We start from the raw sequence: 15,466 nt of genomic DNA, 5'->3' as shown, positions 1-15,466 counted from the left end.
GGTGCATCGGCCACCATAAACCGGTTTTCTGCCGGTTTCCTCAGATTAGTTCGTAGAGCGGATGATCGTCAATTCGGATTGTAATGACATCGTACATTCTCCGGATATATCCTGACCCGAAACACGCAATGCACCCGGCTCCGAGCCGGTGCCCAGGGTGCGGGATGGGAGGAGAGGATCCGATGAAGGTCATCATTGCAGGCGCCGGCATCGGCGGGCTGACGGCCGCGCTCAGCCTGCATGCCGCGGGGATCGAGACCGTGGTTTACGAAGCGGTGCCCGAGATCCGGCCGCTGGGGGTGGGGATCAACCTGCTGCCCCATGCGGTCCGCGAGCTGACCGAACTGGGCCTGGCCGACGAGCTTGCCCGCACCGGCGTCGCCACCTCGACGCTGATCTATACCAACAAGCTGGGGCAGGAGATCTGGCGCGAGGCGCGCGGCCGCGACGCCGGGTATAACTGGCCCCAGTACTCGATCCATCGCGGTCGCCTGCAGATGCTGCTGTTCGATGCGGCGCGGGCCCGGCTGGGTACCGACCGGGTGCTGACCGATCATGCCGCCGCCCGCGTCGCCACCCAGGCCGACGGCCGGGCGCGGATCGATCTGGTCTCGCGCACCACCGGTGCCTCGCTCGGCCACGACACCGCCGATCTCATCATCGCCGCCGACGGCATCCATTCGGCGGTGCGGGCGCAGTTCCATCCGGACGAGGGCCTGCCCAAATGGAATGGCCGCATCCTCTGGCGCGGCGTCAGCGAGGCCCCGCCCTATCTGGACGGCCGCAGCATGGTCATGGCCGGCCACCAGGATCAGAAATTCGTCTGCTATCCGATCGATCCCGACATCGCGGCGCGCGGGGCGTCGCTGATCAACTGGATCGCCGAACTGAACCTGCCCGAGCGCAAGCTGGAGCGCGAGGACTGGAACCGGCCCGGCGTGCTGGAGGAATTCCTGCCGGCCTTTGAGAGCTGGAATTTCGGCTGGCTGGACGTGCCGGCGATCATTCGGGCCGCGATCCGGGTGTTCGAATTCCCCATGGTCGATCGCGATCCGCTGGAGGCCTGGACCCATGGCCGGGTGACGCTGATGGGCGATGCCGCCCACCCCATGTATCCGATCGGATCCAATGGCGCGTCGCAGGCGATTCTGGATGCCCGCACCCTGGTCTGGCGGCTGGCGACCATGGGCGATGTCGATGCGGCGCTTGCCGCCTACGAGGCGGAGCGGCTGCCTGCCACCGCGCGCATCGTGCTCGCCAACCGTGCCAACGGGCCCGAGAAGGTGATGCAGCTGGTCGAGGAGCGGGCGCCGGACGGGTTCAAGGCGGTCGAAAAGGTGCTGCCGGCGGCGGAACTCAACGGAATCATCGGCGATTATAAGCACATCGCCGGCTTCGATCGCGATGCCCTCAACGCGCGACCGTCGCTGCATCCGGTGCCCCTCGACGCTCCGGTCTGAAAATCGTCGTCAAACTGAAAAAAACCTCTTGCGCCAGCCGCCGCCGTGAATATTATCCCGCACACAGACGGCAGCGACGCTGCCTGACGGAGCGGGCGGGAGTAGCTCAGGGGTAGAGCACAACCTTGCCAAGGTTGGGGTCGAGGGTTCGAATCCCTTCTCCCGCTCCAGAGATTGCGGAAACGCAGATGAAACGGGCTGATCGGTGACGATCAGCCCGTTTTCTTTTGTCCCGTGTCTGGCGGCTTCTGTGGGTGTGACCGGATAATCATCGCGAAGGCTGTCGGCGAACGCGTCTCGCGGAAGCTCTGGCACGCAGTGCACGCTTCGGGATAGAATTTCCGGATCGTATTCCCGCAAGGGTTCCGGGCTCATGGGCGTTACCGCGCTTCTGTTCATCTCCACCGCCCTGCTCTGGGGGGCGGGGCGCTTGCCACCGCCTTTCAGGCGGGGCCCGTACCGGCGGTGGTGTCGGTGGGCTGGCGCATGGTCGCGGCGGGGCTGCTGATGATGGGCTGGGCGCATATCCGCGGCGTCCGGCTCAGGCTGACGGCGACGGACTGGCGATGGACGGTGCTGCAGGGCGTCGCCTTTTACGGTCTGGCCTTCGTCGCCTTCTACAGTGCCGTCCGCCTGATCCCCAGCGGCCCGGCGGCGCTGGTGCTCTCCACCTCGTCGGTCTTCGCCGGGTTGATCGGCCGGGCGCTGCTGGGCACCTCGCTGACCCGCCGTCATCTGGCCGGGCTGGCGCTCGGGATCGGTGGCGTCGCCCTGGTCTTCGCCCCCGATCTCGCCCGGCTGGGCGAGGGGCCGCGGGCGCTGGAAGGGCTGGCCTGGGCAGCGGTATCTGCCGTTGCGGCGGCGCTCGGCACGGTGATCGGCGCCCGACATCAGGCGCGAGGGCTGGCACCCGAGGCGGCCATCGCCTGGGGCGGGCTGATCGGCGGCATCACCGCCCTGACGGTCGCTTTGCTTCAGGGGGCACCCTTCGCCTTCGACTGGTCGTGGCGCTATGGGCTGAGCCTCGCCTATCTGGCCCTGCCGGCCTCGTGCCTCAACTTCCTGATCTATTTCGATCTGGTGCGGCGTGTCGGCCCCGGGCGGGCCGCCTATGCCATGACCCTGGTACCGGTGGTGGCCCTGGCGCTCTCCTGGGGGTTCGAAGGGCTGCTGCTCACACCGGCCATGCTGGCGGGGGCGGGGGTGATCCTGTGCGGCAATCTGCTCGTGCTCCGGCGCTGAGCGGTGCGCCTTGTCCACTCTCGTGGAAAATTCACGGCCTTGCTGCTGATCCGTCACGGGTCGGCGCTTGCGTCGAACGGCGTTCGATACCACCCTTACCCGGGCCGTCGACGTCCCATGACGGGACGTCGTTCCAGCAAGAGCCCGAAGGGGAGGAAACATGCCGGAGGCAAGTCAGGCTGGTGTCCAAGACACCGGAGCCGTGCCGATGGACGCGATCGCAGCGCTGATCGAGGCGCGCTTCGCACCCGAAGACGCCCGAGAGGCGATGGAGTTCGTGAAGGCCTATTACGCCGCGGGGCTCGACGAGCTGCCGGCGGGCGGGCCACGGCGCCTGGCGGGCGCCGCACTCGGCCATCTGGCCTTCGCCCGCAGGCGGGCGGCGGGCGAGACCCTGGTCGACGTCTTCAATCCCGACATCGACCGCCATGGCTGGCAGAGCCGCAACAGCGTGGTGATGGTCACCACCGACGACCGGCCCTTCCTGGTCGACAGCACGGTGGCGGCGCTGAACCAGATGGGGCTGGCCCTGCATGGCCTGATCCATCCGATCCTGACCGTCCGCCGGGATGCCGATGGCCGCTATCTGGGCCTGGGCGGTGCCGGTGACGAAGCGGCGGGTCCGGGCGGCCGGGCGGTACCTGAGAGCTTCATGCTGATCGAGGTCACCCGACGCCCCGACGCGGCGGCGCTGGATCAGGTCAGGCGCCGGCTGGTCGAGGTGCTGGACGATGTGGCGGCGGCCGTCACCGGCTGGCAGGCGATGCGCGACGAGATCGACCGCGCCATCGCCGATGTCGAGAGCCTGCCCGATGCGGTTCTGTCTGAGGATCTGCGCAGCGAGCATGCCGCCTTCCTGCGCTGGATCCGCGACGACAATTTCACCTTCCTGGGTTTCCAGGACTGCCGCTTCTCGGAAGCCGACGGCCAGGGACAGCGCCGGGTGGAGGTGCTGCGCACCCTGGGCGTGATGGAAGGGACCGGCGGCGATGACGGTCGCGAACGGCCCCGCGGCCTTGCCGGCTTCACGCTCCACGGCGACGAGAGCTTCGGCGACGAGCCGGTGACGATCACCAAGTCGCGTTTCCGTGCGACGGTGCATCGCGCGGTGCCGATGGACTATATCGGCGTCAAGATCTACGGCCCCGATGGCCGGGTCGAGGGCGAGCGCCTGTTCCTGGGCCTGTTCACCTCTGCCGCCTATCACAGCAACCCCCGCGCCATTCCGCTGATCCGCCGCAAGGTGCGCGGCATCATAGAGCGGGCAGGTTTTGCGCCCGGCAGCCACGACGCCAAGTCGCTGCTCAACGTGCTGGAGACCTATCCGCGCGACGAACTGCTCCAGATCGGCACCGACGATCTCTATGAGACCGCGATCGGCATCCTGAAGCTGCAGCTGCGCCAGCGTCTCCGGCTGTTCCTGCGCCGCGATGTCTTCGGCCGGTTCTGGAGCGCGCTGGTCTATGTGCCGCGCGACGCCTTCGACAGCCGGCTGCGGCGGCGTGTGCTCGCGGAACTGGAAGCGGCGACCCATGGCACGCTCGCCGAGGAAACCGCCGATCTGGCCGAGGTGCAGCTGTCCGAGGCGCCGCTGGTGCGGCTGCGTTTCGTGCTGATGGTCGACCCCGAGGCCGAGCCGGCGCAGGTCGATGCGGCGGCGCTGGAAGCCCGGCTGGCCCGCATGGTGCGCGGCTGGGCCGACGAACTGCGCGAGGCGCTGATCGATGCGGTGGGCGAAGAGCGGGGCCTGGCCCTCTTGCGCGGCGCCGGCCGCGGCCTGCCGGCGCTGTATGCCGAGCGTTTCGGCCCCGAACAGGCGGTGGCCGATCTGCTGCGGCTCGAGGCGCTGGCCGGCGATCCGCAGGCGATCTCGATTGCCTTCTATACCCCCGTCGGCGGTGGCGCCTCGGTGGCGCTGCGCCTGAAGCTCGGCCGGCCCGGCGGGCCGATCGCGCTGTCGGACGTGCTGCCGATGATCGAGAATCTGGGCTTCCGGGTGATCGACGAGCAGCCCTATGCGATCGAGGACGCGGAAGCCGGCGGCATCCGGGCCTGGCTGCACGATTTCGGCCTGGTCGACCAGCAGGGCGGCGCGGTCGATCCGGCGCGGCTGGGGCCCTTGCTGGAAGACACGCTCGCCCGCGTCTGGCGGGGCGAGGTCGAAAACGACCGGTTCAATGCCTTGGTGCTGCGCGCCGGCGTCACCGCCGATGAGGTGGTGATCCTGCGGGCGCTCTATCGCTATATGCGCCAGATCGGCCTGCCCTTTGCCCAGAACACGGTTGAGCAGACGCTTGCCCGTCATGGCGAGCTTGCCCGGCTGATCGTGCAGCTCTTCCATGCCAGGCTCGATCCTGCCCGCCACGAGACGGCGGAGGCCTCCGCCGCGGCCGAGGCGGAGGCTGACCGGCTGGTCGAGGCCTTCGCCCAGGGGCTGGATGCCGTTACCAATGTGGACGAGGACCGGATTCTCAGCCGGTACCGCGACGTGGTGCTGGCAGTGCTGCGCACCAATGCCTATCTGCGCGAGGCAGATGGCGGCCGCCGGCCGGTGCTGGCGATCAAGCTGGACGGGCAGAGCCTGCCCGACCTGCCGCCGCCCCGGCCGTTCCGCGAGATCTTCGTCTATTCGCCCCGGGTGGAGGCTGTGCATCTGCGCGGCGGCCGTGTCGCCCGTGGCGGCATCCGCTGGTCCGACCGGCTGGAGGATTTCCGCACCGAGATCCTGGGCCTGATGAAGGCGCAGATGGTCAAGAATGCGGTGATCGTGCCGACCGGCGCCAAGGGTGGCTTCATCGTCAAGCGCCCGCCCGCGACCCGGCCCGAACTGCAGGCCGAGGTGGTCGGCTGCTATCGCGCCTTCGTCGGCGGCATGCTGGACATCACCGACGATCTGAAGGCGGGTGAGCCGGTGCCGCCGCGGGGCGTGCACCGGCGGGATGGCGACGATCCGTATCTGGTCGTCGCAGCCGACAAGGGCACGGCGACTTTCTCGGACATCGCCAACGGCATTGCCGAGGAACGCGGCTTCTGGCTGGGCGACGCTTTCGCCTCGGGCGGATCCGCCGGTTATGACCACAAGAAGATGGCGATCACCGCGCGCGGTGCCTGGGTTTCGGTCCGGCGGCACTTCCGCGAGGCCGGCATCGACGTGCAGCGGGACCCGGTGACCGTTATGGGCGTCGGCGACATGGGCGGCGACGTCTTCGGCAACGGGCTGCTGCGCTCGGATTCGGTGAAGCTGGTCGGCGCCTTCAACCATCTGCACATTTTCCTGGACCCCAACCCCGATCCGGCGCGGAGTTTCGCCGAACGGGCCCGGCTCTTCGCCGCCCAGCGCTCGGGCTGGACCGATTACGACCCGGCGGTGCTGTCGCCCGGCGGGCGGATCTATGACCGGGCGGCTAAGACCGTCGAGACCACGCCCGAGATCCGGGCCCTGCTCGGCATAGCCGAAACCCGCATCACGCCCTCGGCCCTGATCCGGGCGATGCTGAAGGCCGAGGTCGACCTGCTCTGGTTCGGCGGCATCGGCACTTTCGTGCGCGCCTCGCAGGAGCGTGACGCCGATGCCGGCGACCGCAGCAACGACGCGCTGCGCATCACCGCCGCGGAGCTGCGGGCCAGGGTGGTGGGCGAGGGCGCCAATCTGGGCTTCACCCAGGCGGCGCGGATCGAGTTCGCGCTGAATGGCGGGCGGATCAACACCGATGCCATCGACAATTCCGGCGGCGTCGACTGCTCCGACCACGAGGTCAACATCAAGATCCTGCTCGGCCGCGTGCTCGAAGCCGGCGACATGACCCGCAAGCAGCGGGATCTGCTGCTGGCCGGGATGACCGAAGAAGTGGCGGCCCTGGTCCTTGCCAATAACGAGCTGCAGAACCAGGCCTTGTCGGTGGAAAGCCGCGAGGCCGGGCGCCGGCTGGACCGTCATGTCCGGCTGCTGCACGGGCTGGAGCGGGCCGGGCGGCTCGATCGGGCGCTCGAACGCCTGCCGGACGAGGCCGAACTCGCCCGGCGCGCGCGCGAGGGGCTGGGGTTGACCCGTCCCGAACTGGCGGTGCTGCTCGCCTATGCCAAGATCGAGCTGACCCATCAGGTGGCGGAAGATCCGCTGCTGGATGATCCGGCGCTGGCCGGTGATCTGGCGGCCTATTTCCCGCGGCCGATCCGGGCGCGCTTCCCCGAGCATATCGCGGCCCATCCGCTCCGGTCCGAAATCCTGGCGACCCATCTGGTCAACGAGATGGTCAATCGCGGCGGGCCCTGTCTTGCCCGCGAACTGGCCGACGAGACCGGCCAGGGACCGGCCGAGATCCTGCGTGCCTATGTCGTCGCCCGCGACGTCCTGGGCCTGCCGGCGCTCTGGTCGGCGCTGGATGCGGCCGAGGCGACGATGCCGGCCGATCGGCGGCTCGATGCGCTCGACCGGGTATCGCGGCGCCTGACCCAGGCCATGCGCTGGCTGCTGGTGCGGGGCGGCCGGGCGGCCACGGTGGGCGAGGTGATCGGCCGCTTCCAGCCGACGGCGGCGGCCCTTCAGGCCGTGCTTCCCCAGGTGCTGCCGACCGAGGTGGCCGAGGCCATCGGTGCTGATGCCGCAAGGCTGACCTCGGGCGGGCTTGAAGAGGGGGCGGCGGTCTGCCTGTCACAGCTGGGCTCGCTGGTCTCGGTCTTCGATCTCACCGCCCTGTCCGAGAACCTGGACCTGCCGGTGGAGAAGGTGGCGCCGGTCTATTATGCCGTCGACCCCCGGCTTCACCTGCATGCCCTGCGCCACGCCGCCCGCACCATCGTGGTCGACGACCCCTGGGAGCGGCTGGCGGTCAGCAGCGTCATCGACGACCTCTACGGCGTCCAGCGTCGGGCCACCCAGTCGATCTTCACCCGCGATGCGGCGGGCGATGTCGATGTCTGGGCCGAGGCGGAAGCGGCAGCCCTGGGCCGCGCTGCGGCGGCGGTCGACGAAGTGCTGTCGGCACCCGACGTGACGCTGGCGATGCTGATCGTCGCGGCCCGGCGATTGACGGCACTGGCCGGCGGCTGATCGGCGCGTCGCCGCACTTGATGTCCTTCTCATGCGAGACCATCTTGAGTCTCGTATGAGAAGGATCATCCCATGACCAGCATGACCGAGGTTGCAGAGGTTCTGGGGCTGCCGACGACGCCCGCCATCGGCTCCGGCTTCGCCCTGATCGCCCGGATCGAGGAGGGGCTGCCCCTCGACACACTCGAGCGCGTGGTGCGGTTGGTCGCGCCCGATGACGCCCGGTTCAAATACCGTCTGGTGCCGAAGGCGACCTATGAACGCCGCAAGGCGTCGCGGGTGCTGTCGCCTGAGCAGGGGACCCGGGTGGCACGGCTGGCCAAGGTGTGGAGCGCGGCCGTCGATGTCTGGCGGGACGAGGCGGCGGCGCGCGACTTCCTGTTTCGCCCGCATCCGATGCTGGAAGACGAACTCCCGGTGGATGTGGTGCTGCGCAGCGAGTTCGGCGCCGAACTGGTGATCGACATTCTGGGGCGGCTCAAATACGGCAGTGCTGCGTGACGGCGCAGATCCTTGACCGAACGCTCCGTGCCTGGCGGATCGGGGATCCGGATGGAACCTGGCCGATCTTCGACGCCACCGGATCGACCATCGCTCCCGGGCGATGGAATACCCGCGGCAGCCCGGTGATCTATGCCTCGGAGCACTATTCCACAGCCCTGCTTGAAAAGCTGGTCCATGGCAGCGGCAGGCTGCCGCCGAACCAGCATTTCATCGAAATCACCATTCCCGCCGGCACCAGCTACGAGATGTTCGCGCCCGAGGCCTGGCCCGGCTGGGATGCCATGCCACCCGTCATCAGCCGTCGCTTTGGCGAAGCCTGGAGCCGCGAACGGCGGAGTGCGGTGCTGATCGTGCCCAGTGTGGTCGCGCGGCTCGACCACAACATCCTGATCAATCCGGCCCATCCACAGTTCCGGACGATCACGGCCGGCCTGCACCATCCGGTTTTCTGGGATCACAGGCTGTTCGGCGCCTGAGCCGGTCAGTTCGCCGCCGCCTCGGGCTCGTCGGGTTTGTCCGGGCACGCAAAGCCCTCGGGCATCTCGCGGCCGGTGCCGTTCCCGTACCAGAACACCTGACCGGCATCCTGATGGCAGATCTCGGCCGCCGAGGCGTCGGGGGCCAGGATGACCACCCAGTTGTTGGCGCCGCAATTGTGGGTCTCGCAGCCCCAGGAATGGATCCGGTCCTTCAGCCGATAGACGGGTGTGCGCGGACCGTCGGGATCGAGCGCCCGGCGGACGACATCGGTGCCGGCCGGAGCGGCCGCGCGGATCGCCGCCCGCACCGTCTTCAGGGTAAGGAGCGGCGGCAGATGGCGGCCGCCGGCCGTCGTCACTTCTTCCCAGGGATAGGCGCCGACATAAAGGTCGAGATCGACCGGTGTCGCGGCGAGGGCGCCTGTCGATCCGATGCCCAGCAGGGCGATGAGGGTGATCTGCCGGCCAGGCATGGATGATCTTCCCATCTTGTTCCCTGAAGATGAACGGCCCCGGTCTTGAAGGGCCGGGGCCGTCGATCGGGCAGGTCTGCCCCGTCCGGTCAGTGCCGGAAGTGTCGCATGCCGGTGAAGACCATGGCCAGCCCGTGCTCGTCGGCGGCCTTGATCACCTCTTCGTCGCGCACCGAACCGCCCGGCTGGATCACCGCGGTGGCACCCGCGGCGGCCGCCGCCAGCAGGCCGTCGGCGAAGGGGAAGAAGGCGTCGGAGGCGACGACCGAGCCCTCGGTCAGCCGGCCGGTGCGGCCCAGCGCCTGGGCGGCATCCTCGGATTTGCGGGCGGCGATACGGGCGCTGTCGACACGGCTCATCTGGCCGGCACCGATGCCGACGGTGGCGCCGTTCTTCACATAGACGATCGCGTTCGACTTCACGTGCTTGCAGACCCGGAAGGCCATCAGCAGGTCGTCGAGTTCCTGTTCGGTCGGGGCACGCTTCGTCACCACCTTCAGGTCGGCGCGGGCGATGCGGCCGGAATCGCGGGTCTGGACCAGCAGGCCGCCGGCGATCGAGCGCACGGCGAGGCCGGGAGCCGCCGGGTCGGGCAGGGCGCCGGCTTCCAGCACGCGCAGGTTCTTCTTGGCCGCGAACACCTTGCGGGCGGCCTCGGTCACCTCAGGGGCGATGATCACTTCGGTGAAGATCTTCGCGATCTCGATCGCCACCGCCTCGTCCAGCGGCCGGTTGACCGCGACGATGCCGCCGAAGGCCGACACCGGGTCGCAGGCCAGCGCCGCCTCGTAGGCGGACTTGAGGTCGGCCCCCTCGGCGACGCCGCAGGGGTTGGCGTGCTTGATGATCGCCACCGCCGGACGGTCGAACTCGGCGACGAGTTCATAGGCGGCGTCCGTGTCGTTCAGGTTGTTGTAGGACAGCTCCTTGCCCTGAAGCTGGGCAGAGGACGTGACCCCGGGGCGCTTTTCGCCGGTGACGTAGAAGGCGGCCTGCTGATGCGGGTTCTCGCCATAGCGCAGCACCTGGCCACGGGCGCCGCCGACCGTCAGCCGCTCGGGCAGGGTGTCTTCGGCCTGCCCCGCGAACCAGCTGCCGATGGCGGTGTCGTAGGCGGCCGTGCGGCGATAGGCGCGGCCGGCAAGTGCCCGGCGCAGATGGAGGGTGGTGGCCCCGCCATTGGCCTGCATCTCGGCCGTCACCGCCGCATAGTCGGCGGCATCGACCACGACCGTCACCGAATCATGGTTCTTGGCCGCGGCACGGATCAGGGCCGGGCCGCCGATGTCGATGTTCTCGATCACGTCATCCCAGCCCGCACCCGAAGCGACGGTCGCCTCGAAGGGGTAGAGGTTCACGACCACCAGATCGATATTGCCGATGCCGTGCGCGGCCATGGCCTCGCGATGGCTTTCCAGGTCGCGGCGGCCCAGAATGCCGCCATGGACCTTGGGATGCAGGGTCTTCACCCGGCCGTCCAGCATCTCGGGGAAGCCGGTCATGTCGGCGACGTCGAGGACCGGCAGGCCGGCCTCGCGCAGCAGCTTGGCCGAGCCGCCGGTGGAGACGATCTCGACGCCGCTTTCCACCAGGAAACGGGCGAAATCGACCAGACCGGTCTTGTCGGACACCGAGATCAGGGCGCGCGAAATGCGGTTGCCGGCGGGTGCCATCCGAGGGGCCTCCGTTCGATGCATCAAGGGCTTGGGATACGCCAACAGGCGAATGGCCGGGGCTATAGCAGGAAATCGCCCGCGGCGCCAGACGGGCGGCACGCAGGTCAGTCGCCCGCCGGAAGCAACCAGGCCGCCAATCCGGCGATGCCGGCGGCAAGCAGCATCAACCCGAAGGCGATCGAGACGGCAAAGGCATCGGCCGCAGACAGGCCGGCAAGCGGCAGCAGAGCGACGGCGGCCCCTTCGCGCACACCCCAGCCGGCAATGGCGATCGGCAGGGTGGCGGCCGTGGCGAGCAGGATGCCGAGAGCGATGCCGGCCAGCGGGTCGAGATCCAGACCCAGTGCCCGGGCCACCGCCCAGAAGGCGAGGCCGGTGAGGGCGTGGACGACGAGCGTCGGCGCCAGCAGCTGCCAGGCGAGGCGGGGGCGCCGCCCCAGCCGGGCGAGATCGTCGAGGATCCGCCCCGCCCCTGCAGCCAGTCGGGCCCTGCGGGTGGGGGCGTAGGTACCTGCCTGCCGGCTGGGCCGGCGCCGGGCAAGCAGGGCCGCCGCCAGCACCGGGGCGAGGCCGATCACCGCAGCCGCAACCGGCAGCAGACCCAGTTCGGGGGCGGCTTCGGCATGAACGCCGATCCGGGGCAGAAGGGCGAGGGCGGCCGCCGCCGCGATCGCGAGCCCCGTCAACCCCGCGGCCCGGTCGAGCACGACACCCGAGACCAGCGCCGTCATCGGCCGGTCCGGGCGGCGGATCAGGGCGAGCCTGGCCGCATCGGTGCCGATCGAAGCAGGCAGCGCCTGGCCCAGCCCGTTGGCGACCAGCAGCGCCCGAAGCGCCGTGCGGGTGCGCAGCCGGATGCCGGTGGCACGGGCGGCCCGCCGCCAGCGATGGGCCGAGACGATGGTCTGCACCAGCACGATGGCGATCGCAAGCGCGATCCAGCCGGGCTCCGCCGCCGCCAGCCGGTTGGCGACGGCACGGCCGTCGGCATCCGGCAGGGCGACGACCAGCGCTGCGACGGTGACCGCCAGCTTGACGGCGAAGCCGCCCCAACGCCGCCGACGCGAGGGCCGGGCGGCGGTGGTCGGGCTCTGGGTATCGAGCGCCGGTGGCGGAAGCAGGTCGGCTGTCATCCCGAAGATTATGGAGCAGGCCGGGCCCAAGTCGAGGGGCTGCCAAGTCGAGGGGCGGACGGGCTTGCGGTGATGCGGGGCGCCGCCTAGCCTGACCGGCAGATCCGGCGGAAGGGACCGAGACCCATGTGCTCGCGCTATGAACTGACGGTGAATGCGGGGGATCTGGCCGCGGTGCTTTCCCGCCTGCTGGGCCGGTTGCCGCGCCTGCCCGGCACGCTCGACGCCGTCCTGGGCCTGCAGGCCTTCCGGCCGACCGACCGGGCACCGGTGCTGCTGATCGATGCCGCGGGCGAAGCGGCGGTCGGGCTGGTGCCCTGGGGATGGCCGGCGCCCTGGGATGGCAGCCCGCTGTTCAATGCCCGGATCGAACGCCTGGCCGAGGCGCCGAGCTTCCGGCCGCATCTGGGCCGGCGCTGCCTGGTGCCGGCCACGGCCTGGACCGAGGGCCGCGGCCGCGGCCGGGTCAGGATCGGCCGCAGCGATGGCGGCCTGCTGACGATGGCGGGACTCTATGGCCGGGATGCCGCCGGCAATCCGGCCTTTACGGTCATCACCCGGCCCGCCGTCCCCGCCATTGCCCATATCCATCCGCGCATGCCGGCGCTGATCGATGACGCCGGTCAGGCGATGGGCTGGCTGGACCCGGCCACATCGGCCGCGGCGGCGCTCGGCCTGCTGGATGCGGCCGTGGCGCCGGGCCTGTCGGTCGCGGAGGCGGCCCCTGCGGCTGCCATGCCGGATCTGTTCGGCGGCAGCGCCCCCAGCCCGTAGACCTCCAGCGGTTCCCGCCGGCCGCGGATATCGATGGTGCCCAGGCGGCGCATGGGCGTCGGGGACGGGATCTGCAGGCGCCGGACCAGGTCGGCGCTCGCCACGGCCGCTTCGCCGGTCGCACGGGCATGATCGACCAGCCGGGCGGTCACGTTCACCGCATCGCCGATGAGCACGATTTCCTGGCGGATGTCGCCCAGTTCGCCCACGGCGACCCGGCCGCAATGGAGAGCCGCGCGCCAGGCCGGGACCGTGCCGTAGGTGCGCTCGTAATGGGCCGCATACTGGGCGATGACGGCCTCGGCGAGCTGGAGCAGACGGAAGCAGCCCGCATTGCGCGCGGCGCGCTCCATGGGCCAGGTGACGATGATCTCGTCGCCGACATAGCGATAGATCTGGCCGCCGGTTTCCAGGATCGGTTCCGAGAGATCGGCATAGAAGCGGTTCAGGAAATCGAGGAAGCGCAGCGCCCCGATCTGCTCGGCGATGGCGGTGGACCCGCGGATGTCAAGGAAGAGGATCACGCGCTCCTCTTCGCGCGGGTGGTGATAGCGCCCGGTCAGGAACTGAACCATCACATCCGGGCCCAGAATGCGCCGGATCTGGAAGATCAGGTTCATCAGCAGCGAGATCGCGATGGCGAAGGCGAAGCTTTCGTCCGAAATGACGCCCAGAAGGCCTTTGGCCTTGTCGGCATCGTCGAACAGCACCGCACCGGTATGAAGACCGAACAGGATCGAGGTGAGATAGATCCCGCTGCTGATCAGCACGGTGACGGCGGCGCGCTGGCGTCGCACGAACCGGCCGATCGCCGCCGTCGACAGCCAGGTCTCCCAGAGGCCGATCGGGACCACGACCAGCAGGCCGGTGGTGATGCCTCGCAGCTGGGTGTGCAGATCGGCGCCATAGTTGAAGCTGTAAAGGAAGCCGTCGATTAGGCCGATCGCCAGGATCACCAGGAAGATCCGGATGCGGAAACGCTCGCGATGGGTGAGGGTCATCGGGTACCGGGTGCGGCGGTGCTGGGGGCAGACAGAAGAAGAGCCCGCCTCGAGGAGAGGCGGGCCCGATCATAGCACGGATCAGCGATCCCGAGCGTCAGTTGCGCTGGCTGCCCATGAACTGCAGCAGCAGCATGAACAGGTTCAGGAAGTCGAGATAGAGCCGGAGCGCGCCCATCACCTTGAGCTTGCCTGCGGTCTCGTCATCCATATTCGCCGCATACATCTGCTTCAGCTGCTGGGTGTCGTAGGCGGTGAGGCCGGCGAAGATCAGCACGCCCGCCACCGAGACCACGAATTGCAGCATGGTGGAGCCGATGAACAGGTTCACCAGGCTGGCGAGGATGATGCCGATCAGCCCCATGATCAGGAAGGAGCCGAGGCCCGACAGCGAGCGCTTGGTGGTATAGCCGTAGAGGCTGAGGCCGCCGAAGGCCGCTGCGGTCACGAAGAAGGTCCGCGCGATGCTGGAGCCGGTATAGACCATGAAGATGGTCGACAGCGACAGCCCCACCGAGGCCGCGTAGAGCCAGTAGAGGATCTGGGTCGTGGTCTTGCTGAACCGGTTGATGCCGGCCGACAGCGCCAGCACGAAGCCCAGCGGTGCCAGAATGGCGACCCAGCGGAAGCCGGTGCCCATGATCGCCATATAGACATCCGGCGAGCTTGCCACCGCAATGGCGACGATGCCCGTCAGCGCCAGCGCCGAGGCCATATAGTTGTAGATGCCGAGCATATAGGTGCGCAGCCCGGCATCGAAGGCCACCGCCCTCGACGCCGCCCCCGCGTCGTATGCCCTGCGGGTGTCGTAGGCCATGTGCCGCATCCTTGAAAACGTTTATGGGCCTGTGCGATAACCCCCGTGGCCGGGGGTCCGCTGCAAATATGGCCGGGCCCGGCCGGCCGATCAAGGGAGGCGGCCCTCCCGATCCGTGGCAACATCCGGACCCGTGCTTGAAATCCGGCCCCGTCGGGACCAGTCTTTCCGGGTCCGGCCGGCGGCTTCGGCGAGATGTATCGGGGCCGCCCCCGCGTCGCACTGCCTTTTCCCCTGCCCCGCTTCGGTGGACCCACCAACCTCCGGTGATCCGATGAACCGTCCGTCCGCTTCCGCCTTCCGCCGTCTTGCCATGGCCGCCGTCGTGGCGGCCGTGGGTCTTGTCGCCCTGCCCGCGACCGGCGTTGCGCCGGCCCAGGCGCAGGAAATCAGCCTGCTTGGTACCTTCGGCGACTGGACGGCGTTCAAGTCCGGCTCGGGCAAGGCCGTGTCCTGCTGGATCGCGAGCGCGCCCAAGCAGCGCCAGGGCGAGGTGAAGGGCCGCGGCGATGCCCGGGTGATGGTCAACCGCCGCAACAGCGGCGGCCGGATGGTCACCGAGGTCAGCGTCTTCGCAGGCTACGCCTACAAGCCCGGCAGCGAGGTGGCCGTGACCATCGGCGGCAACAACTTCTCGCTGTTCACCGACGGCGAAACCGCCTGGGCCCGCGATGCCGACACCGACCGCAAGCTTCTGGATGCCATGCGTGCCGGCGCCAACATGGTCGTGAAGGGCACCGCCCGCGAGGGCAGCGTCTCCACCACCGACACTTACAGCCTGAGTGGCGTTACCGCCGGCATGAGCGAAATCGCCAAATGCGGCAGCTGACGCCCGCCTGCGGCAGCTGATCCCGGCT

The 15,466-nt window shown here is 69.1% G+C and carries 11 protein-coding genes, 1 tRNA gene and 1 pseudogene; 8 read left to right on the top strand and 5 right to left on the bottom strand.

The genetic code is table 11. The features are described from left to right. Positions 1-182 precede the first annotated feature (182 nt). From TMO_RS15750 to TMO_RS15725, 6 genes are all read left to right on the top strand, one after another. Positions 183-1,460 carry a flavin-dependent oxidoreductase gene (locus TMO_RS15750; protein ID WP_014746641.1) on the top strand — a complete coding sequence of 426 codons (1,278 nt, stop codon included), beginning with the start codon at positions 183-185 and terminating at the stop codon, positions 1,458-1,460. Positions 1,461-1,555: 95 nt separating this feature from the next. Beyond that, positions 1,556-1,630, top strand: a tRNA-Gly gene (locus tag TMO_RS15745). 304 nt (positions 1,631-1,934) lie between these two features. Continuing rightward, on the top strand, positions 1,935-2,702 hold the full coding sequence (locus TMO_RS15740) for a DMT family transporter (protein WP_322111255.1): 768 nt from the start codon (positions 1,935-1,937) through the stop codon (positions 2,700-2,702). 208 nt (positions 2,703-2,910) lie between these two features. Next, positions 2,911-7,752, top strand: a complete 4,842-nt coding sequence (locus TMO_RS15735) for an NAD-glutamate dehydrogenase (RefSeq protein WP_014746639.1) — start codon at positions 2,911-2,913, stop codon at positions 7,750-7,752. 72 nt (positions 7,753-7,824) lie between these two features. Further along, on the top strand, positions 7,825-8,253 hold the full coding sequence (locus tag TMO_RS15730; protein WP_014746638.1) for an antitoxin Xre/MbcA/ParS toxin-binding domain-containing protein: 429 nt from the start codon (positions 7,825-7,827) through the stop codon (positions 8,251-8,253). Further along, positions 8,250-8,732: an RES family NAD+ phosphorylase gene (locus tag TMO_RS15725; protein WP_014746637.1), complete on the top strand. Its 483-nt coding sequence runs from the start codon at positions 8,250-8,252 to the stop codon at positions 8,730-8,732. The genes TMO_RS15730 and TMO_RS15725 overlap by 4 nt, the downstream gene beginning before the upstream one ends. 5 nt (positions 8,733-8,737) lie before the next feature. On the opposite strand, the gene TMO_RS15720 is transcribed toward TMO_RS15725, so the two are convergent. The 3 genes from TMO_RS15720 to TMO_RS29550 all read right to left on the bottom strand — a co-directional run bounded on the left by TMO_RS15720 (position 8,738) and on the right by TMO_RS29550 (position 12,017). Continuing rightward, a complete protein-coding gene (locus tag TMO_RS15720) occupies positions 8,738-9,208 on the bottom strand; it encodes a hypothetical protein (protein WP_014746636.1) in 471 nt (156 codons plus the stop codon). Between the two features lie 89 nt (positions 9,209-9,297). After that, positions 9,298-10,881 carry a bifunctional phosphoribosylaminoimidazolecarboxamide formyltransferase/IMP cyclohydrolase gene (gene purH / locus TMO_RS15715; protein WP_014746635.1) on the bottom strand — a complete coding sequence of 528 codons (1,584 nt, stop codon included), beginning with the start codon at positions 10,879-10,881 and terminating at the stop codon, positions 9,298-9,300. Positions 10,882-10,988: 107 nt separating this feature from the next. Then, the gene (locus TMO_RS29550) at positions 10,989-12,017 is read right to left on the bottom strand and encodes a lysylphosphatidylglycerol synthase transmembrane domain-containing protein (RefSeq protein WP_014746634.1); all 1,029 of its coding nucleotides are present in this window, start codon (positions 12,015-12,017) and stop codon (positions 10,989-10,991) included. A gap of 126 nt (positions 12,018-12,143) precedes the next feature. On the opposite strand from TMO_RS29550, the gene TMO_RS32285 reads away from it, so the two are divergent. Next, positions 12,144-12,791 (top strand): SOS response-associated peptidase family protein, encoded by a 648-nt coding sequence (locus TMO_RS32285; RefSeq protein ID WP_081598949.1) that lies wholly within the window; start codon positions 12,144-12,146, stop codon positions 12,789-12,791. Positions 12,792-12,847: 56 nt separating this feature from the next. Here TMO_RS32285 and TMO_RS32930 read toward each other — a convergent pair. After that, a pseudogene (locus TMO_RS32930) lies at positions 12,848-13,366 on the bottom strand (adenylate/guanylate cyclase domain-containing protein); the annotation flags it as partial. A 523-nt stretch (positions 13,367-13,889) separates the two neighbouring features. Beyond that, the gene (locus tag TMO_RS15705; protein WP_014746632.1) at positions 13,890-14,609 is read right to left on the bottom strand and encodes a Bax inhibitor-1/YccA family protein; all 720 of its coding nucleotides are present in this window, start codon (positions 14,607-14,609) and stop codon (positions 13,890-13,892) included. A gap of 274 nt (positions 14,610-14,883) precedes the next feature. Here TMO_RS15705 and TMO_RS15700 point away from each other — a divergent pair, with 274 nt between their 5' ends. Further along, the gene (locus tag TMO_RS15700; protein ID WP_014746631.1) at positions 14,884-15,438 is read left to right on the top strand and encodes an invasion associated locus B family protein; all 555 of its coding nucleotides are present in this window, start codon (positions 14,884-14,886) and stop codon (positions 15,436-15,438) included. Positions 15,439-15,466 lie beyond the last annotated feature (28 nt).

Origin of the sequence: Tistrella mobilis KA081020-065 (genome assembly GCF_000264455.2) — a bacterium.
GTDB lineage: Bacteria > Pseudomonadota > Alphaproteobacteria > Tistrellales > Tistrellaceae > Tistrella > Tistrella mobilis.
The sequence above is the reverse complement of the archived record's forward strand: the minus strand, read 5'-3'. Positions and strand labels throughout refer to the sequence as shown.